This is a genomic window from Microbacterium festucae (genome assembly GCF_025421715.1).
Taxonomy (GTDB): domain Bacteria; phylum Actinomycetota; class Actinomycetes; order Actinomycetales; family Microbacteriaceae; genus Microbacterium; species Microbacterium festucae.
Genome location: NZ_JAOEFC010000001.1, coordinates 918,901 through 937,691, shown reverse-complemented (window position 1 = coordinate 937,691; position 18,791 = coordinate 918,901). Strand labels below are relative to the sequence as shown.

At 69.4% G+C, this 18,791-nt stretch carries 18 protein-coding genes and 2 tRNA genes; 13 read left to right on the top strand and 7 right to left on the bottom strand.

The annotated features are described in order from the left end of the window. Positions 1 to 25: 25 nt before the first annotated feature. From recF to N3K63_RS04060, 8 genes are all read left to right on the top strand, one after another. Positions 26 to 1,219: a DNA replication/repair protein RecF gene (gene recF, locus N3K63_RS04095; RefSeq protein ID WP_261578717.1), complete on the top strand. Its 1,194-nt coding sequence runs from the start codon at positions 26 to 28 to the stop codon at positions 1,217 to 1,219. Next, entirely contained in the window at positions 1,206 to 1,703 is a 498-nt protein-coding gene (locus N3K63_RS04090; protein WP_261578716.1) for a DUF721 domain-containing protein, read from the top strand. Before recF ends, N3K63_RS04090 begins: the two co-directional genes overlap by 14 nt. A gap of 123 nt (positions 1,704 to 1,826) precedes the next feature. After that, positions 1,827 to 3,902 carry a DNA topoisomerase (ATP-hydrolyzing) subunit B gene (gene gyrB, locus N3K63_RS04085; RefSeq protein WP_261578715.1) on the top strand — a complete coding sequence of 692 codons (2,076 nt, stop codon included), beginning with the start codon at positions 1,827 to 1,829 and terminating at the stop codon, positions 3,900 to 3,902. 13 nt (positions 3,903 to 3,915) lie between these two features. Beyond that, a complete protein-coding gene (gene gyrA / locus N3K63_RS04080; RefSeq protein WP_261578714.1) occupies positions 3,916 to 6,522 on the top strand; it encodes a DNA gyrase subunit A in 2,607 nt (868 codons plus the stop codon). Further along, positions 6,519 to 6,923 (top strand): DUF3566 domain-containing protein, encoded by a 405-nt coding sequence (locus N3K63_RS04075; protein ID WP_261578713.1) that lies wholly within the window; start codon positions 6,519 to 6,521, stop codon positions 6,921 to 6,923. The genes gyrA and N3K63_RS04075 overlap by 4 nt, the downstream gene beginning before the upstream one ends. 81 nt (positions 6,924 to 7,004) lie before the next feature. Continuing rightward, positions 7,005 to 7,081, top strand: a tRNA-Ile gene (locus N3K63_RS04070). A 26-nt stretch (positions 7,082 to 7,107) separates the two neighbouring features. Continuing rightward, a tRNA-Ala gene (locus N3K63_RS04065) sits at positions 7,108 to 7,180 on the top strand. A 74-nt stretch (positions 7,181 to 7,254) separates the two neighbouring features. Continuing rightward, entirely contained in the window at positions 7,255 to 7,698 is a 444-nt protein-coding gene (locus tag N3K63_RS04060; RefSeq protein ID WP_261578712.1) for an NUDIX hydrolase, read from the top strand. Here N3K63_RS04060 and N3K63_RS04055 read toward each other — a convergent pair. Then, positions 7,695 to 8,192: an aminoacyl-tRNA deacylase gene (locus N3K63_RS04055; RefSeq protein WP_261578711.1), complete on the bottom strand. Its 498-nt coding sequence runs from the start codon at positions 8,190 to 8,192 to the stop codon at positions 7,695 to 7,697. The two genes, N3K63_RS04060 and N3K63_RS04055, sit on opposite strands and share 4 nt — an antisense overlap. Before the next feature lie 17 nt (positions 8,193 to 8,209). Further along, on the bottom strand, positions 8,210 to 8,782 hold the full coding sequence (locus tag N3K63_RS04050; RefSeq protein WP_261578710.1) for a DNA helicase: 573 nt from the start codon (positions 8,780 to 8,782) through the stop codon (positions 8,210 to 8,212). An 85-nt stretch (positions 8,783 to 8,867) separates the two neighbouring features. Here N3K63_RS04050 and N3K63_RS04045 point away from each other — a divergent pair, with 85 nt between their 5' ends. After that, positions 8,868 to 9,425, top strand: coding sequence for a peptidylprolyl isomerase (locus N3K63_RS04045; RefSeq protein ID WP_261578709.1), 558 nt, complete (start codon positions 8,868 to 8,870; stop codon positions 9,423 to 9,425). A 10-nt stretch (positions 9,426 to 9,435) separates the two neighbouring features. Beyond that, positions 9,436 to 10,299: a rhomboid family intramembrane serine protease gene (locus N3K63_RS04040; protein ID WP_261578708.1), complete on the top strand. Its 864-nt coding sequence runs from the start codon at positions 9,436 to 9,438 to the stop codon at positions 10,297 to 10,299. A 175-nt stretch (positions 10,300 to 10,474) separates the two neighbouring features. On the opposite strand, the gene N3K63_RS04035 is transcribed toward N3K63_RS04040, so the two are convergent. After that, complete coding sequence (locus tag N3K63_RS04035; RefSeq protein WP_261578707.1) at positions 10,475 to 10,711, bottom strand: cell division protein CrgA; 237 nt, start codon at positions 10,709 to 10,711, stop codon at positions 10,475 to 10,477. Between the two features lie 53 nt (positions 10,712 to 10,764). Between N3K63_RS04035 and N3K63_RS04030 the strand changes: the two genes are divergently transcribed. From N3K63_RS04030 to N3K63_RS04020, 3 genes are read left to right on the top strand one after another with little or no spacing between them, the layout of a single operon-like run. Next, a complete protein-coding gene (locus tag N3K63_RS04030; RefSeq protein ID WP_261578706.1) occupies positions 10,765 to 11,619 on the top strand; it encodes a class E sortase in 855 nt (284 codons plus the stop codon). Further along, a complete protein-coding gene (locus N3K63_RS04025) occupies positions 11,619 to 11,777 on the top strand; it encodes a hypothetical protein (RefSeq protein WP_261578705.1) in 159 nt (52 codons plus the stop codon). Before N3K63_RS04030 ends, N3K63_RS04025 begins: the two co-directional genes overlap by 1 nt. After that, a complete protein-coding gene (locus tag N3K63_RS04020; protein WP_261578704.1) occupies positions 11,770 to 12,411 on the top strand; it encodes an anthranilate synthase component II in 642 nt (213 codons plus the stop codon). The genes N3K63_RS04025 and N3K63_RS04020 overlap by 8 nt, the downstream gene beginning before the upstream one ends. Before the next feature lie 44 nt (positions 12,412 to 12,455). Here N3K63_RS04020 and pknB read toward each other — a convergent pair whose 3' ends face one another. The 4 genes from pknB to N3K63_RS04000 are packed head-to-tail and all read right to left on the bottom strand — an operon-like array spanning position 12,456 to position 18,768. Further along, complete coding sequence (pknB, locus tag N3K63_RS04015) at positions 12,456 to 14,156, bottom strand: Stk1 family PASTA domain-containing Ser/Thr kinase (protein WP_261578703.1); 1,701 nt, start codon at positions 14,154 to 14,156, stop codon at positions 12,456 to 12,458. Positions 14,157 to 14,213: 57 nt separating this feature from the next. Then, positions 14,214 to 15,998 (bottom strand): serine/threonine-protein kinase, encoded by a 1,785-nt coding sequence (locus N3K63_RS04010; protein WP_261578702.1) that lies wholly within the window; start codon positions 15,996 to 15,998, stop codon positions 14,214 to 14,216. Further along, the gene (locus N3K63_RS04005; protein WP_261578701.1) at positions 15,995 to 17,452 is read right to left on the bottom strand and encodes a peptidoglycan D,D-transpeptidase FtsI family protein; all 1,458 of its coding nucleotides are present in this window, start codon (positions 17,450 to 17,452) and stop codon (positions 15,995 to 15,997) included. Before N3K63_RS04005 ends, N3K63_RS04010 begins: the two co-directional genes overlap by 4 nt. Further along, on the bottom strand, positions 17,449 to 18,768 hold the full coding sequence (locus N3K63_RS04000; protein WP_261579182.1) for an FtsW/RodA/SpoVE family cell cycle protein: 1,320 nt from the start codon (positions 18,766 to 18,768) through the stop codon (positions 17,449 to 17,451). The genes N3K63_RS04005 and N3K63_RS04000 overlap by 4 nt, the downstream gene beginning before the upstream one ends. Positions 18,769 to 18,791 lie beyond the last annotated feature (23 nt).

Sequence of the window (18,791 nt, the reverse complement as noted above, 5' to 3'; positions counted from 1 at the left end):
CGCCCGCTCGGCCTAGGCTGAATCGGTGATCGTGGAGCAGTTGAGCCTCGTCGACTTCCGCAACTATGCGGCCGTCGACGTCTCGCTGGTCGCGGGCGCCAACGTGTTCGTCGGCCGCAACGGCCAGGGCAAGACCAACCTCGCCGAAGCGATCGCCTACTTCGCGACGCTCGGCTCGCACCGCGTGTCGCAAGACGCCCCGATGGTGCGCGATGGGCAGGATGCCGCCATCGTGCGGGCCCGACTCGCCTTCGGCGAGCGACGCGTGCAACTGGAAGCACAGCTGAACCGCACCGGATCGAACAAGGCCCGCGTCAACGGGTCGCCCGTGAAGACCAGCGAGCTGCCGCGCTACGCGCAGGTCGTGCTCTTCGCCCCCGAAGACCTACAGATCGTCCGCGGCGACCCGTCGGCCCGCCGCCGTTTCGCCGATCAGCTGCTCATCCAGCGCGCGCCGCGCATGGCGGGCGTGCTCGCCGACTACGAGCGCGTGCTGCGACAGCGCACCACTCTGCTGAAGTCGGCTCGTGCCCGCGGCATCCGCGGTGACGAGCTGTCGACCCTCGACGTCTGGGACGACAAGCTCGTGCAGCTGGGTACGCAGGTGATCCGCGGGCGGCTCGCGCTGGCCGCCGACCTGTCGCAGCCGCTGGCCGACGCCTACACCGCCATCGCCGGCGCCGATCACAGCCCGCAGCTGGAGTGGCTGCTCTCCCTCGACGGCGCGGCGGCCGACGACGATGACGACGCGCGGGACGCCGCGCCCGCCCCCGCGGCGGCCTCCGCCGGCGACGCGGTGCAGACGCAGGAGCAGATCGAGGCCCGTTTCCGCACGGCGCTGGCCGCCAAACGCGACGCCGAGCTCGATCGCGCCGTCACCCTCGTCGGTCCCCACCGCGACGACCTGCTGCTGCGGGTGCGGGGCCTCCCGGTGAAGGGATACGCGTCGCACGGCGAATCGTGGTCGGTGGCCCTCGCGCTGCGCCTGGCCTCTGCCCGGCTGCTGCGCGAGCAGTCGATGCTGGGCGACCCGGTGCTGATCCTCGACGACGTGTTCGCCGAGCTCGACACCGACCGGCGTTCACGCCTGGCCGGCGTCGTCGCCGATTTCGAGCAGGTCATCGTCACCGCGGCGGTGGAGGAAGACGTGCCGCCGGCGCTGCGCGCCCGCACCGTGCGTGTCGAGGCCGGCACGATCCGGGAGGATGCCGGTGTCTGAAGACGCGGACGTGCCCGAGACCCTCTCCACCTATCTGCGCCTGCGCGGGCTCGAGCCCTCGAAGGCCACCAAGCGTCGCCGGCGTCGCCGCGGCAACGACGACGATGAGAACCAGCCGTTCACCGCGGGTCGTGACCCCAAGGGCCTCGGCGACGTGATCGCCGACCTCACCCGCACCTCGGGGTGGGACTCCCAGCTCGCCCAGGAAGACCTCGTGCTGCAGTGGGCCGATGCCGCCGGTGAAGAGACCGCGCGTCACGCGACGCCGGTGGCGCTGTCGGGCGGATTGCTGACCGTGCAGTGCGACTCGACGGCGTGGGCCAAGAACCTGCAACTCATGCGCACCGCCATCGTCACCGAGCTCTCGCGTCGGTTCCCCGACGCGGGGGTGCAGAACATCCGGTTCATCGGACCGGACGTCCCCTCCTGGAAATGGGGCCCGAGAGCCGTTCCAGGGCGGGGCCCTCGCGATACCTACGGCTGAACCACGTCCCGGGGCATCCGCGCGAAGATTCGCGCGCCACAGGGGCGTAGAGCGGCGTGCGGCGGGTGGAAAAGGGTAGACTGTACACATCCTTGAACACCGATGTGGAGCGCTCGAGAACCCATGACGCCTGATTCCCCCGACAGCGTTCCCGAAGCACCCGCTTCCGACGAGAGCACGGGATCGCCCGACGACCGGATCCAGCCGACCGAGAAGATCACGAACGACTACGGGGCCGACGCCATCCAGGTGCTCGAGGGCCTCGAGGCGGTGCGCAAGCGCCCCGGCATGTACATCGGCTCCACCGGTGAGCGGGGCCTCCACCACCTGGTCTACGAGATCGTCGACAACTCCGTCGATGAGGCTCTGGCCGGGTACTGCGACACCATCGCGGTCACGATCCTCGCCGACGGCGGCCTGCGCGTCGTCGACAACGGCCGCGGCATCCCGGTCGACCCGCACGCCTCCGACCCGACGAAGTCCACCGTCGAGGTGGTGCTCACCGTGCTGCACGCCGGCGGCAAGTTCGGCGGCGGCGGCTACGCCGTCTCCGGTGGCCTGCACGGCGTCGGCTCGTCGGTGGTCAACGCCCTCTCCACCCGCTTCGAGGTCGAGATCGGCCGTCAGGGTCACATCTGGCGCCAGAGCTTCTCGGGCGGCGGCAAGCCCGAGGGCCCGCTCGTGAAGGGCGAGGAGAGCGAGCGCACCGGCACGATCATCACGTTCTGGCCCGACGCCGACATCTTCGAGACCGTCGACTTCGACTACGACACGCTGCGCACCCGCTTTCAGCAGACCGCGTTCCTCAACAAGGGTCTGCGCATCACCCTCAGCGACCTGCGCCCCGCCTCGACCTACGTCGTCGACGGACCCGACGGCTCCGCCGAGGAGAAGCAGCCGCACGACGACTTCCTCTACGAGCGCGGCCTGGTCGACTACGTCGAATACCTCAACAAGATCCGCAAGGCCGAGGTCGTCAACGAAGACATCATCGAGCTCGAGTCCGAAGACACCGTGCGCCACATCTCGCTCGAGCTGGCGATGCAGTGGACGACGAGCTACACCGAGAACGTCTTCACCTTCGCCAACACGATCAACACGCACGAGGGCGGCACCCACGAAGAGGGCTTCCGTGCGGCGCTGACGACTCTCATCAACAAGTACGCGCGGGAGAAGAACCTTCTCAAGGAGAAGGACGACAACCTCACCGGCGACGACATCCGCGAGGGTCTCACCGCGGTGATCTCGGTGAAGCTCTCCGAGCCGCAGTTCGAGGGTCAGACCAAGACCAAGCTCGGCAACACCGAGGCGAAGGCGTTCGTGCAGCGCATCGTCGGCGAGAAGCTCACCGACTGGCTCGACCGCAACCCGGCCCAGGCCAAGCGCGTGATCATGAAGGCCATCGACGCGGCGACCGCCCGCATGGCGGCGCGCAAGGCGCGCGAGACCGCACGGCGCAAGAGCGTCTTCGAGTCGGCATCCATGCCCGACAAGCTCAAGGACTGCACCAGCAAGGATCCCTCGATCAGCGAGATCTTCCTCGTGGAGGGCGACTCGGCCGGCGGTTCGGCCGTGCGCGGCCGCGACCCCGAGACCCAGGCGATCCTGTCGCTGCGCGGCAAGGTGCTCAACGTCGAGAAGGCGCGCCTGGACCGCGCCCTCGGCAACAACGAGATCCAGGCGATCATCTCGGCCTTCGGCTGCGGCATCGGCGAGGACTTTAACGTCGACAAGGCGCGGTACCACAAGATCGTGCTCATGGCCGATGCCGACGTCGACGGCCAGCACATCACCACGCTGCTGCTGACGCTGCTGTTCCGCTACATGCGCGGGCTCATCGAGGCCGGCTACGTCTACCTGGCCATGCCGCCGCTGTACCGCCTGAAGTGGTCGAACTCCGAGCACGAGTACGTCTTCAGCGACAAGGAGCGCGACGCGCTGCTGGCCGACGGCCTCGCGAACGGCAAGCGGATGCCGAAGGATTCCGGCATCCAGCGCTACAAGGGTCTCGGTGAGATGAACCCGAAGGAGCTGTGGGAGACCACGATGGACCACAACACCCGCACCCTGCGGCAGGTGACCATCGACGACGCGGCCGCCGCCGACGAGATCTTCTCCGTGCTGATGGGCGAAGACGTCGAGTCGCGCCGCAGCTTCATCCAGCGCAACGCCAAAGACGTGCGCTTCCTGGACATCTGATCGCTGAGAGAACATGACTGACGAAGAACGTCCGGATCTGAACGCCGGCCACAACCACGGCAACATCGACCAGGTCGACCTGCAGGTCGAGATGCAGCGCAGCTACCTCGACTACGCGATGAGCGTGATCGTCGGTCGCGCGCTGCCCGACGTGCGCGACGGCCTCAAGCCCGTGCACCGCCGCGTGATCTACGGCATGTACGACGGCGGCTACCGCCCCGACAAGTCGTTCAACAAGTGTGCGCGCGTCGTCGGCGAGGTGATGGGTCAGTACCACCCGCACGGTGACTCGGCCATCTACGACGCCCTCGTGCGCCTGGTGCAGCCGTGGTCGCTGCGCTACCCGCTGGCCGACGGCCAGGGCAACTTCGGCTCGCCCGGCAACCAGGGCGCTGCCGCCCCGCGATACACCGAGACCAAGATGGCCCAGCTGGCCATGGAGATGGTCCGCGACATCGACGAGGAGACCGTCGACTTCGAGGACAACTACGACGGCAAGACGCAGGAGCCCACGGTGCTGCCGGCGCGGTTCCCGAACCTGCTGGTCAACGGGTCGGTCGGCATCGCGGTCGGCATGGCCACCAACATCCCGCCGCACAACCTGCGCGAGGTGGCCGAGGGCGCCCTGTGGGCGCTCGAGAACCCGGATGCCACGCGTGACGAGCTGCTCGAAGCGCTCATGTCCCGCATCCACGGCCCCGACTTCCCCACCGGTGCGCAGATCCTCGGCACGAAGGGCATCCGCGAGGCCCAGCGCACCGGCCGCGGCTCGATCACGATGCGCGCGGTCGTCGGCGTCGAAGAGATCCAGGGCCGCACGTGCCTGGTGATCACCGAGCTGCCCTACCAGGTGAACCCCGACAACGTCGCGCTGAAGATCCGCGACCTGGCACGCGACGGCCGCATCACCGGCATCGCCGACATCCGAGACGAGTCGAGCGACCGCACCGGTCAGCGTCTGGTGATCGTGCTCAAGCGCGACGCGGTGGCCAAGGTCGTGCTCAACAACCTGTACAAGCACACGCAGCTGCAGGAGAACTTCGGCGCCAACATGCTGGCCATCGTCGACGGGGTGCCGCGCACCCTGGCCCTCGACGGCTTCATCAGCTACTGGATCACCCACCAGGTCGAGGTCATCGTCCGCCGCACGCGGTTCCGTCTGCGCAAGGCCGAAGAGCGCATGCACATCCTGCGCGGCTACCTCAAGGCGCTCGACGCGCTCGACGAGGTCATCGCGCTGATCCGCCGCTCGGCCACCGTCGACGACGCCCGCCAGGGCCTCATCGAGCTGCTGACGATCGACGACATCCAGGCCGATGCCATCCTCGCGATGCAGCTGCGCCGCCTCGCGGCGCTCGAGCGTCAGAAGATCATCGACGAGGCCACCGAGCTCGAGGCCCAGATCGCCGACTTCAACGCGATCCTCGCCGACCCCAGCCGCCAGCGCGCGATCATCCGCGAAGAGCTCACCGGCATCGTCGACAAGTACGGCGACGAGCGGCGCACGCACATCCTGCACGGGTTCGACGGTGACATGTCGATGGAAGACCTCATCCCCGAGGAAGAGGTGGTCGTCACCGTCACGCGCGCCGGCTACATCAAGCGCACGCGCAGCGACAACTACCGCTCGCAGCACCGCGGCGGCAAGGGCGTGAAGGGCGCGCAGCTGCGCGCCGACGACGTGGTCGAGCACTTCTTCGTCACCACGACCCACCACTGGCTGCTGTTCTTCACCACGAAGGGCCGCGTCTACCGGGCCAAGGGCTATGAGCTGCCCGAGGCCGGGCGCGACGCGAAGGGTCAGCACGTCGCGAACCTCCTCGCCCTGCAGCCGGGCGAGGAGATCGCGCAGATCCTCGACATCCGCGACTACCAGGTGGCGACCTACCTGGTGCTGGCCACCCGCGACGGCAAGGTGAAGAAGACGGCGCTGGCCGAGTACGACACCAACCGTCAGGGCGGCATCATCGCGATCCGCCTGCGCGGCTCGCAGTCCGAAGACGGCGAGGTCGACGAAGACGGCGACATCCTCGTCAGCGCGCTGCTGGTCGACGAGACCGACGAGGTGCTGCTCATCTCGCGTCGGGGCATGTCGCTGCGCTTCACCGCCGACGACGAGTCGCTGCGCCCGATGGGCCGTTCCACCGAGGGCGTGAAGGGAATGACCTTCCGCGAGGGCGACAGTCTGCTGTCGGCCTCGGTCGCCAAGGACGACGGTTTCGTGTTCGTCGTCACCGAAGGCGGCTACGCCAAGCGCACCGAGGTCGGCCAGTACCGCCTGCAGGGACGCGCCGGACTGGGCGTCAAGGTGGCCAAGCTGAACGAGGATCGCGGCGATCTCGCGGGCGGTCTGATCGTCTCGGCGGACGACGAGGTCTTGGTGGTTCTTGCCAGTGGCAAGGTGGTACGCTCTGCCGTGGCCGAGGTCCCCGCCAAGGGCCGCGACACCATGGGAGTCGTGTTCGCCCGACCCGATGACGATGACCGGATCATCGCGATCGCCCGCAACGGCGAGCGAGGCCTGACCGAAGCCGTGGATGCCGGCGAGCCCGAAGGGGCCGCGGAATCCGAGCCCGCCGACGGGCACGCCCCGACCCCGGAAGAGAGTACTGACGCATGAGCACCGTTGCCGACAAGCTGGCGAGGAAGTCGTCGAGCAAGACCAGCGCCAAGCAGGTGCGGCTCCGCCTCGTCTACGTCGACTTCTGGTCGGCCGTGAAGCTGTCGTTCCTCGCCGCGGTGGCCCTGGCCATCGTGACCGTGGTCGCCGTCTTCCTCGTGTTCATGGTGCTGCAGACCACCGGCCTGCTCACCCAGCTCGACTCGCTGCTCGGCTCGTTCACCGACGGGAGCTTCGTGCTCACCGACGTCGTCGGCCTGCCGCAGGTGATGGCTTTCGCGGCGATCGTCGCGATCCTGAACCTCATCGTCCTCACGGTGCTCGGCGCCGTGGTGGCCGGTATCTACAACCTCATGGTCAAGGTGACCGGCGGCCTGCTCGTCGGTTTCACCTCGAACTGAGACCGCGGCCCGGATTTCGGATTTCCCCGCGATTCGGGTAAAGTCTTGGAGGTTGACGGCGCAAGCCGGCAGCCGACAAACGGGGCTATAGCTCAGGCGGTTAGAGCGCTTCACTGATAATGAAGAGGTCCCAGGTTCAAGTCCTGGTAGCCCCACCATCCCGTCCGACAACCGCATACCGTGCGGGGCCTTAGCTCAGTTGGTAGAGCGCCTGCTTTGCAAGCAGGATGTCGGGAGTTCGATTCTCCCAGGCTCCACTCCTTCCTCCTCGGCTCGGCCCCGGTTCCGCGCGTGGTCCACCGCGCCCGATGCCGGCGTTAGGGTGACACCTATGGACCTGCGCGTCGCGGCCTACGCCGTCGTCACCGACGACCACGGTCGCGTGCTGCTCGCGCACTGGAACGAAGGTCATCGCGCGGCGTGGACGCTGCCGGGCGGCGGACTGGAAGCCGGCGAAGACCCCGAGCTCGCCGCGCGCCGGGAGGTGCGCGAAGAGACGGGCTACCGCGTGGTGATCGACGCACTGCTCGGCATCCATTCGCGGGTGATCCCCGCCGGGCAGCGCATCCTCGACGCGGTCGAACCCCTGCACGCGCTGCGCATCATCTACCGCGCCCACATCACCGGCGGACGCCTGCGGCACGAGGTGGGCGGCACGACCGACCGCGCCGAGTGGTTCGACCTGGCGTCGGTGCCCGGTCTCCACCACGTGAAGCTCGTCGACATCGGCCTGCGCATGGCGGGACTGCTGCCCGCCGCAGACGGCACCGCCTAGGTGCGAGCGGCCTCGCTGATGTCGGCCACGGTGGCACCGTAGGCGGCGATCAGCGCGTCCGCGTCGACGAACAGGCTGTACCCGTGCGCACCGGCACCCATCGCGATGCGCGCACCGCGGATGCGCTCGTCGGCGAAGATCGGCCAGTCGGTGGTGCTGCCGATCGGCACGATGGTGCCCCGCTCGTACCCCGTCGCCGCGCGGGCGCGTTCCGGGTCGGGCAGCTGCAGCTTGTTGACGCCCACGACGGCGCGCAGCTTCGGCCACGAGATCGACCGGTCGCCGGGCACGAGGGCGAACAGATAGGTGTCGTCGGAGCGCTTGACGACGAGGGTCTTCACGATGCCCGCCGGCTCGATGCCCAGCAGGGCGGCCGCCTCGACGAGGCTGTTCGCCGCCGGCCGCTCGCGCAGCTCGATGGGCAGATGGCGGGCGGATGCCGCAGCGCGCACACGATCGAGACCGACGGGTTCGACGCCGTCGGTCTCGATCATGGGGTCAGGCGATCCGCTCAGGCGTCGGGGGCCCGCAGCGGGTCGTCGGCAACCCACAGCTCGTCGTCGGCACGCAGCGTCTGCCACGCGGCGTAGAGCACGCCGGCGGCCGCGGCGATCCCGAGGATCAGCGCGATCACGCCACCGGCGCCGATCCCCGACTTCGGGTTCTCGACGACCGACAGCTTCTTCGACGCCGCGGCGCCGTACTTCTTGGCCTTCTTCTGCAGCTTCGCCACGTCGACCGGGGCGACACCGCGACCCGAGGCGATGCGGCCCCGCGTCTCGTTGGCGGCATCCCACACCGACAGCGCCGAACCGACGAGCGCGCCCGCGGCGGGAACCAGCTGACGGTTGTAGATCCGCTTGGATGCGGCCACGCCCTGGTTCACGTACGGCGCGGCGTACGTGTCGTACTTCTCGTGCACGGCAGGGACGACCTGCTCGCGGTTGTAGTGACTCAGCTGGCGGCCGGCCTCACGGGCGACGTCACCAGCCTGGCCCAGCAGAACCTGCTGCGACTCCCACAGGGTGTTCGCATCCTTCTGGAGCTTGCGGAGTTCCTTCTTGCGCTTGCGGCTGAGGCTCACAGGGCCCTCCCTCATTCGGCTTTGGTCCCATCTTGCCAGACCAGGCGACCCGTGCCAGGGGTTGACAGATGGGAGAATGGCGGACATGGCCATCCACACCGCAGTCGCGACGATCCACACCAACCACGGCGACATCGTCGTCAACCTCTTCGGGGACCACGCGCCCCGCACCGTGCAGAACTTCACCGGCCTGGCCGACGGTTCGCAGGCCTGGACCGACCCGGCCACCGGCAAGCCCGGCGAGGGCGCGCTCTACAGCGACGTCATCTTCCACCGCATCATCCCCAACTTCATGATCCAGGGCGGCGACCCGCTCGGTCAGGGTGTGGGCGGCCCCGGCTACAACTTCAACGACGAGATCCACCCCGAGCTCGACTTCGGTCGCCCCTACCTGCTGGCCATGGCCAACGCAGGTCTGCGCCGCAACGCCATCACCGGCAAGGCCGAGGGCACCAACGGCTCGCAGTTCTTCATCACGACCGACCCCACCCCGTGGCTCACCGGCAAGCACACGATCTTCGGCGAGGTCGCCGACGACGCCTCGCGCGCGGTCGTCGACGCCATCGGCGCGGTGCCCACCGGTGCCGGCGACCGTCCGATCGAGCCGGTCGTCATCAGCTCGATCGACATCGCCGCGGTCTGACCCGCACATCGTGACCGACGCCGCGTTCCGCTCGAACTCCGACAACTTCTGCTACCGGCATCCCGACCGGCAGAGCTTCGTGCTGTGCCAGCGGTGCACCCGCACCATCTGCCCGGAATGCATGACGCAGATGCCCGTCGGAGTGATCTGCCCCGAATGCCTCGCCGCGCAGCGGCAGGCCGCCGGTGAAGCGCAGCGTCAGAACATCGCGCGGATGCCGCGGCGTCGGTCACGCCTGGCCACGGACACCCGTCCGCTGGCCACCTACACCCTCGTCGGGATCACGGTGCTTTTGTACCTCGTGACCCTGATCCCCTCGATCGGGGGCGTGGTCGAGTACTTCCTCGCCTTCAACAGCGCTCTCGCCGTCGTCCAGCCCTGGCGCATGCTCACCGTGGTGTTCGTGCACGCGAGCATCTTCCATGTCGGCCTCAACATGCTGGCGCTGTGGGCCATCGGTCGCAGCCTCGAACCGCTGCTCGGCCGCTCGCGCTTCCTCGCGCTGTACGCCCTCAGCGCCCTGGGCGGGTCGGCGCTCGTGGCGCTGCTGGCCCCCGGCTCGTGGGTCGTCGGTGCGTCGGGTGCGGTGTGGGGCCTGCTGGGCGCGATGCTCGTCATCGGCCGCCACATCGGTGCCAACGTCACCGCGATCGCGGTGCTGCTGGGCCTCAACCTCGTGTTCACCTTCCTGCCCGGTTCCAACATCTCGTGGCAGGCGCACATCGGCGGCGGCCTCGTCGGCGCCCTGGTCGGACTCATCTTCGCCCGCACCCGCAAGATCCGTCAGCGACGCACGCAGATCTGGCTGCTCATCGCCACCGGCGTCGCCCTCGTCGCGATCACCGTGGCCGCCTCGCTCGTCTTCTTCGGCTGAGCGCCTCCCCGACCGCCGCACCCGGGCGCGCGGACAGAGTTATCCACAGGTTCATCCACATGTGGGGATGAATCACACCGGTGTAATTCCTGTCACGGCATCCGGCTGCGCAGGCACACGAAAGCACCGGACGGGGATGCCGTCCGGTGCGGTTCGAAAGCGGATGCCGCGAGCGTCAGCGCCAGCGCGTGGTCATCAGGAAGCCCACGAACGCGATGCCGAAGCCGATGACGATGTTCCATCCGTCGATGCCGGGGATGGGGAAGCGCGAGCCGCTGAGGTAGAACACCAGCACCCACACGAGTCCGATGATCATGAGCCCCAGCATGATGGGCTTGAACCAGACCGGGTTCGGCGCCTGCTCACCCTGAGACTGCTCCAGGGGCTCGTCGCCCTTGTCTGAACGTGCCATGCGCCGATTCTACCGTCAGGTCGCACGCAACCCCGCTGTGCGAGAATCCCGGTGTGGCAGACGCACCCCAGGCAGCACCCGAGACCGCCGCGTCCGACGCCCCCTCGCGCCGTGACCGCCGTCGCGGGCGCCCGTCACCCCGGTCCGGCGGGCCGGCTCCGCGCCGCCGGGTGTCGGTCGTCGGGGTGATCGGCGAGCTGCTGATCACCGTCGGCGTGGTCGCGCTGCTGTATGTGGCCTGGCAGATGTGGATCGGCGACTGGATCATCGGCTCGCAGAAGACCGCCGAGGCCACCGCGCTGTCGCAGTCGTGGGCCCAGGAGCCCACCACCGCACCGGCCACGCCCTCCCCCGACGCGAGCGCCACCCCGCAGCCCGACGAGACGGGCGCGGCCGAGGTGCCGGTGCCGGTGCTGGCCGAGCCCGCCCACGGCGACCAGTTCGGCGTGATGCACGTGCCGCGCTTCGGCCCGACGTGGCAGTTCACGATCGCCTCGGGCGTGACGCGGAAGGACATCCTCGACCAGGGCGAGGTCGGCCACTACCCCGACACCCAGATGCCGGGCGAGCTGGGCAACACCGTCTACGCCGCCCACCGCTGGACCTCGGGCGCGCCCTTCGACCCGATCGACCGCCTCGTCGTGGGCGATGCGATCGTGGTCGAGACCCAGGACGGCTGGTACACCTACCGCTTCCGCACCCTCGAATACGTGCAGGACACCCAGGTCGACGTGCTCGCGCCGGTGCCGCAGGAGGTGGGCACCTCTCCCGACGGGCGCTACCTCACCCTCACCAGCTGCGCCCCGAAGTTCAACATGCTCGAGCGCATCATCGCGTACGCGATGTTCGAGAGCTTCACCCCCCGCACCGACGGCCCGCCCGCCTCGCTCACCGAAGGAGCTGCCTGATGTACGCCGCCCTGTGGCGCATCCTCCCCGGCCCCGCCTGGGTGCGGGTGCTCATCCTGCTGGTGCTCGTGGCCGCCGTGCTCTACGGGCTCTTCTTCTACGCCTTCCCGTGGGCGGCGCAGTTCATCACGCCGCAGGACTCCACGATCGGTGGCTAGCGGAACCGGCATCCTCGTCGTCGACAACCACGACAGCTTCGTGCACACGCTCGTGGGCTACCTCCACGAGCTCGGGGCGCACACCACGCTCGTCGAGGCCGACAGCCTCGACGCGGATGCGCTCGATGAGACGCTCGGTCGCTACGCGGGCGTGCTCGTCTCCCCCGGGCCCGGCACACCCGTCGCCGCCGGTGCGTCGATCGACGTCGTACGCAGCGCCGCCCGGCTCGGCCTGCCGCTGCTGGGGGTCTGCCTCGGCCACCAGGCCCTCGCCGCCGCGTTCGGTGCGACCGTGGGCCACGCCCCCGAGCTGATGCACGGCATCGTCTCGACGGTGCACCACGACGGCACCGGTGCTTTCGCCGGGATCCCGAGCCCGCTGCGCGCCACTCGCTACCACTCGCTCGCGGTGGCCGAGGCGACCCTGCCGGCGCCGTTGCGGGTGACCGCGCGCAGCGACTCGGGCGTCGTGATGGGCATCGCTCACCGCGATCTGCCGCTGTGGGGGGTGCAGTTCCACCCCGAGGCGGTGCTCACCGAGCACGGCCACCGCCTGCTGGCGAACTGGCTGGTGCAGGCGGGGATGCCCGGCGCCGCACAGCGCTCCGACGGACGGCATCCGCTGCGGGCGTGACCCGGACCTGACCCGGGCGTCGACCCGGGGTGGATGCCGCGGCGTCAGGCGCCGGTGCAGACGACGAGCTGGATCGTCGAGTGGATGGGCACGTCGCCGATCGCCGACTGCGACGAGACGACCGGGTTGTCGGCCTCCCCCGGGCAGTTGGGGTCGTCGACGCGCTCGGGGGTGAGCTTGAGCTCGTCGGTCTGCAGCTGTCGCGAGGCGGCGTCGAGGGTCCAGCCCGACATGTTCACGACGGTCACCTTGCCGCTGGCGACCACGAGGTTCACGGTCGAGCCGGCGCCCACCTGCACGCCCTCGCCCGGGGTGGCCGAGATGACGGTGTCGGCGGCCAGATCGGGGTCGTTGCGCGCCGTCACCGTGCCCAGCTGTAGGCCGGCGGCGGTGAGCGCGTCGGCGGCCTCGGTGCGACTGAGTGAGACGACCGTGGGCACGGTGGACATCTCCTGACCGGTCGAGACGTAGACGCCCACCGTCTGCCCCGGGGCGACACTCGTCTCGGCGGTGGGGTCGGTGCGGATGACGTTGCCCGCGGCGACGGTGTCGCTGGACTGCTCGTGGCGCTCGGCGACGAGGTCGAGCTCGGTGAGTTCGGTCTCGGCACGCTCCCATGAGACATCGGTGAGATCGGGCACGATGCGGGCGTTGCCGGGCACCTCGGCGCCGGGGCGGATCGTCACGACCCAGATCAGCACCGAGATGAGCAGCACGGCCAGCACCGCCACACCCGTCCAGATCCACGCGACCGGCGGCCCGGCCTGGGTGCGGCGCATCGTGGTGTCGGCGCTGAGCTGTCGCAGCGACCGCGCCGTCTCGGCGGCCTGCCGCGGGTCGGCGCCGTAGAGCTGGGTCTGCAGGGCGCCCACCTGGCGCTTGCTGGGGGTCTTGCCCTCGGTGGTCGCCTCCAGCGCGGTGCGGAACGACGCGGCATCCTGGAATCGCTGGAACGGGTCTTTCGCCAGCGCACGCAGCACGACCGCGTCGAGCGACCGCGACACGGCTCCGACGAGCTCGGACGGCGGGATCGGCGCTTCGCTGACGTGCTGGTAGGCCACGGCCACCGGCGATTCGCCGCGGAACGGCGCGCGCCCGGTGAGCAGCTCGTAGAGCACGACACCAGCCGAATACAGGTCGGCGCGGCCGTCGACGGGCTCGCCCTTGGCCTGCTCGGGCGAGAAATAGGCGGCGGTCCCGATGATCGCGGTGGTCTCGGCCACCGTCGACGAGGAGTCCGACACCGCGCGGGCGATGCCGAAGTCCATGACCTTCACCTGACCGGTGGGGGTCACCATGACGTTGCCGGGCTTGATGTCGCGGTGCACCACACCGGCACGGTGCGAGTACTCGAGGGCCTCGAGGATGCCGTCGACGTAGCGCACCGCATCGGCGACCGGCACCGATCCGTCGGCGATGACGTCTTTGAGCAGCCGCCCGTCGACGAGCTCCATGACGATGTAGGGCACGGGGCGCTCGTGACCGTCGACGTCGGTGGCGACGTCCTCGCCGGCGTCGAAGACGCGCACGATCGTCGGGTGCGACATGCGCGAGGCGGCCTGCGCCTCCAGGCGGAAACGGGTGCGGAACGAGGCGTCTGCGGCCAGCTCGGGCTTGAGGATCTTGATGGCGACGGTGCGACCGAGAGTCGTGTCTTCTCCCCGGTACACCGAGGCCATTCCGCCGCGACCGATCAGGTCGTCGACCCGGTAGCGGCCGGAAAGAACGCGCGGCTCTACTGACACTTCACTCCCTCGGCTGGACCTCGCCAGCCTAGTGGACGGTCCTGGAAGACCCCCGGGTCAGCCGTCCGACCCGTTGCCGTTCCCGTTCCCGTTGCCGTTGCCGTTCGCGGTGGGCGACGGGCTCGGTGCGGCGGTGATCGAGGCGTTGGCCTGCGGCGACGCGTCGGAGGTGCGGTCGGTGCTCGCGTTGGTGCACGTGACGGTGTAGGTGACCGCCAGCACGGTCTCCCCCGAGTCGTCGACCGTGATGGTCGCGTTCGCGCGCTGTGCGAGCGAGAACGACGCGGTGGTCGACCCGTTCACCGAGAACACGCCACCGGAGGCGATCGTCAGGTTGTAGCCCGTCACCTGGCCGGCCCCGGCCGGGCACGAGTAGCCCTCCCAGTAGGCCTCCACGGTCGAGCCGGCCACGACGCTCTGCACCGGCGCGCCCTGCAGGCGGATGCTGGGGGCACCGGGTGCGGCCATCGGGGTGAGGTCGGCGTAGAAGGTCAGGGTCACCGGCTCGGTGAACGGCACGTTCTCCTGCGGTGAGACCTCGTAGACCAGGCCCTGCTCGTCGGCGGTGGGAGCCGGGTTGCCCGGCTGGCACGTGACGTTCTCGTAGCCGGCATCCTTGGCCTTCTGCGCGGCGGCGGTGCACTGCGAGCCCACGAGGTTCAGCGAGTTGATGTTCATCCCGGTCGCCTCGGGCGTCGGGGTCTCGCTGGCGGTCTGCGACTGCGTCGGCGACGAGTTCGTGGGCGTGGGCGTGTCGTTGGAGTCGCCCGACAGCAGCGCCCACAGGGTGCCGCCCAGCACGAGCACCAGCAGCACGATGAGAGCGACCAGCGGCCAGGTCCACGGGCTGCGCTTCTTCTTGGGCTGCTCGCCCTCGGCGCCCGGGGTCTCTTCGAGTGCGGCGGTGGCGGGCAGGATGCGGGTGGCCTGGTCGGTGGCCGTGCCGGCGGTCAGCAGCTGCGTGACCTCGTCGACGGCGCCGGCTCCGGCGATGGCCGGCACGATCGCGGCGGCACCGGCGATGTCGCCGCGGCGCAGCGCCGTGGCCGCGCGGGCGACGGCGGAGGCGGTGGCCGGGCGCTCGTCGGGCTTCTTGGCGATCATGCTGAGCACGAAGTTGCGCACCGGCTCGGCGATCGTCTGCGGCAGCGGCGGGGGCGCGTCGTTGATCTGCGCCATCGCGATGGCCACCTGCGACTCGCCCGTGAAGGGGCGCTTGCCGGCCAGCGACTCGTAGGCGACGATGCCCAGCGAGTAGATGTCGGTGGCGGGAGAGGCCGGGTGTCCGGACGCCTGCTCGGGCGACAGGTACTGCACGGTGCCCATCACCTGACCGGTGGCCGTCAGCGGCACCTGATCGGCGATGCGCGCGATGCCGAAGTCGGTGATCTTCACCCGCCCGTCGGGGGTGATGAGCAGGTTGCCCGGCTTGATGTCGCGGTGCACGAGACCGGCGGCGTGGGCCGCCTGCAGCGCGGCCGCGGTCTGCGCCACGATGTCGAGGGTCTTGTCGGTCGACAGCGACCCCTCGCGCTCGAGGATCGTCGACAGCGCCTCGCCGGGGACGAGCTCCATCACGAGGAAGGCCGAGCCGTTCTCCTCGCCGTAGTCGAACACGCTGGCGATGCCCTCGTGGTTGACGAGGGCGGCGTGGCGGGCCTCGGCGCGGAAGCGCTCGAGGAAGCCCGGGTCGCCCATGTACTCGTCTTTGAGGATCTTGATGGCGACGGTGCGGCCGATGACGTGATCGGTCGCCTCCCAGACCTCGCCCATGCCGCCGATGGCGATGCGCGAATCCAACTCGTAGCGTCCGCCGAAGCTCACACCCTGCGTCGGTCTCATCCGTTCAGCACCGCCTCAATGACTTTCTTTCCGATGGGAGCTGCGATCTTGCTGCTCTGTCCCGCTTGACCCAGCCCGCCGCCGTTTTGGACCATGACGCCGACGACCACCTGGGGATCGTCCGCCGGTGCGAAACCGGTGAACCACAGGGTGAAGGGATCGCCCGGATTGTGCTCGGCCGTGCCCGTCTTACCGGCCACCTCGACCCCGTCTATTCTTGCACCGCTGGCCGCGCCGTCATCGACATTGGCGACCATCATCCGGGTCATCACCTCGGCCTGCTCTGCCGTCAGCGCCGAGCCGAATTCGCTCGGCTCGAACGTCTGCTGCACCGTGAGATCGGGCGCGACGACCGAGTCGACCAGCAGCGGGTTCATCACCACGCCGCCGTTGGCGATGCCCGCCGAGACCATCGCCATCTGCAGCGGCGTGGCGCGCACGTCGGACTGCCCGAAGCCGCTGAGCGCGGTCTGCGCGTCGTTGAGCCCGCGCGGGTACACCGACGCCGTGGAGACCAGCGGCATCTCGAAAGAGTGGTTGAACCCGTACTTCTCGGCCTCTTCGCGGATGGCGTCGTCGCCGAGCTGCACGGCCAGCTGCGCCATCGGGATGTTGCAGCTCAGCCGCAGCGCGGTGGCCAGGGTCACCGTCTCACCTGGGCCGCACGTGCCGCTGTCGAAGTTGTGGATCTGCGTCGAGGTGCCCGGCAGCGTCCAGGCGGCGGGGTTCTCGAACGTCGAGTCGGGCGTGTACTCGCCCGAGGCCAGCGCAGCCGAGGCCACGACCAGCTTGAACGTCGACCCGGGCGGGTCGAGGTCGCCGGCGATGGCGCGGTTGTAGAGAGGCTTGGTGGGGTCTGCCACCAGGCGGTCGTACTCGGTCTGCACCGCGGAGGTGTCGTGCGAGGCGAGCTGGTTCGTGTCGAAGCTCGGGCTGGTCACCATCGCCAGGATGCGGCCGGTCGAGGGATCCATCGCCACCACGGCGCCCTGGTAGGGCTGGATCGCCTCCCACGCCGCCTGCTGCACGGCGGGGTCGATCGTGGTGAGCACGTTCGAGCCGCGCGGGGGCTGGCCGGTGACGATGCGGTCGAGGCGCGAGAGGAACTGCGAGCTGCCGGTGCCGGCCAGCGCGCTGTTCATGGCGCGCTCCAGTCCCGTCGACGATCCGAGCACGGGGTTGATGTACCCGGTGACGGGCGCCCACTTCTGGGCGTCGGGGTAGGTGCGCGACCAGCTGTAGATGTCGCTGCTGGGCACCGACGAGGCGATCAGCTCGCTGCCGGCGAAGATCGAGCCGCGCTGCACCTCGTACGAGTCGTAGAGGGCGCGCTTGTTCGCGGTGTTGGCCTGCAGGGCCCCCGCCCCGACGGCCTGGATGTAGCTCGTCGAGGCGAACAGGGCGAGGAACATCGCGAGCATCACGATGCTGAGGCGACGCAGTTCCTTGGTCATCCGATCACCACCCGGGGTCGGGAGCGCACGGCATCCGAGATGCGCAGCAGCAGGGCCACGATGATCCAGTTGGCCACCAGCGACGAACCGCCCGCCGCGAGGAACGGGGTGGTGAGGCCGGTGAGCGGGATGACGCGGGTCACGCCGCCGACCATGATGAACACCTGCAGCGCGATCGTGAACGACAGGCCCGTCGCGAGCAGCTTGCCGAAGTCGTCCTGCCCGGCCATGCCGATGCGGATGCCGCGGCTGACGAAGAGCATGTAGAGGCAGAGGATCGCGAACACGCCCACGAGCCCGAGCTCTTCGCCCAGGCTCGGGAAGATGTAGTCGCTGCGGGCCAGCGGCGTGAGGCCGGGGCGGCCCTGGCCGAGGCCCGTACCGATCAGCCCGCCCTGGGCCAGACCGAAGATGCCGGTGACCAGCTGCATGCTGCTGTTGTCCATCAGCGACGGGTTGAACGCGTCGAGCCAGTTGGTGAAGCGCGCCTGCACGTAGGGCAGCACCTGCGAGGCGGCGATCGCCCCGACCACGGCCAGCACGACACCGATCAGCACCCAGCTGGTCTTGCCGGTGGCCACGTAGATCATCGCGACGAACATGCCGAAGATGAGCAGGCCGGTGCCGAGGTCGCGCTGCAGCACGATGATCGCCAGCGATCCGAGCCAGATGAGCAGCAGCGGGCCGAGCTCGCGGGCGCGCGGCCAGGTCATGCCGAGGAAGCGGGTGCCCACCGAGGTGAGGGCCTCACGGGTGCGCACGAGATAGCCGGCGAAGAACACCGCGAGGGCGATCTTGGCGAGCTCGCCCGGCTGGAACGAGAACAGGCCCGCCACCGAGACCCACACGTCGGCGTTGGCGTTGGTGCCCAGGCCCGGCACGAGCGGCAGCAGCAGGAGCGCGATGCCGACGAAGCCGAACACGTAGGTGTAGCGGAACAGCACGCGGTAGTTGCGCAGCAGCAGCACCACCGCGATGGCGCCGGCCATGGCGATGGCCGTCCACACCAGCTGGCGGATCGACAGCGCCGACCACCCCTCGACCTTCTTCTCGAGGTCGATGCGGTAGATCATCGCGATGCCGAGGCCGGTCAGCACCGTGGCGATCGGGACGACGAACGGGTCGGCATCCCGCGCGCGCAGCCGCAGCACGATGTGCAGGGCCAGCACGAGCACCGTGAGACCGCCGCAGTAGTAGAGGAACGTCGCGTCGATCGCGCCGGTGGCGCCCAGCTGCACGAGGGCCAGCGCGCTGCCGTTGATGACGAACGAGAACGCCAGCAGCGCGAGTTCGCGGTTGCGGTGCGTGGCGGGCATGCGGATGCGCTTGAGCGCCCGCA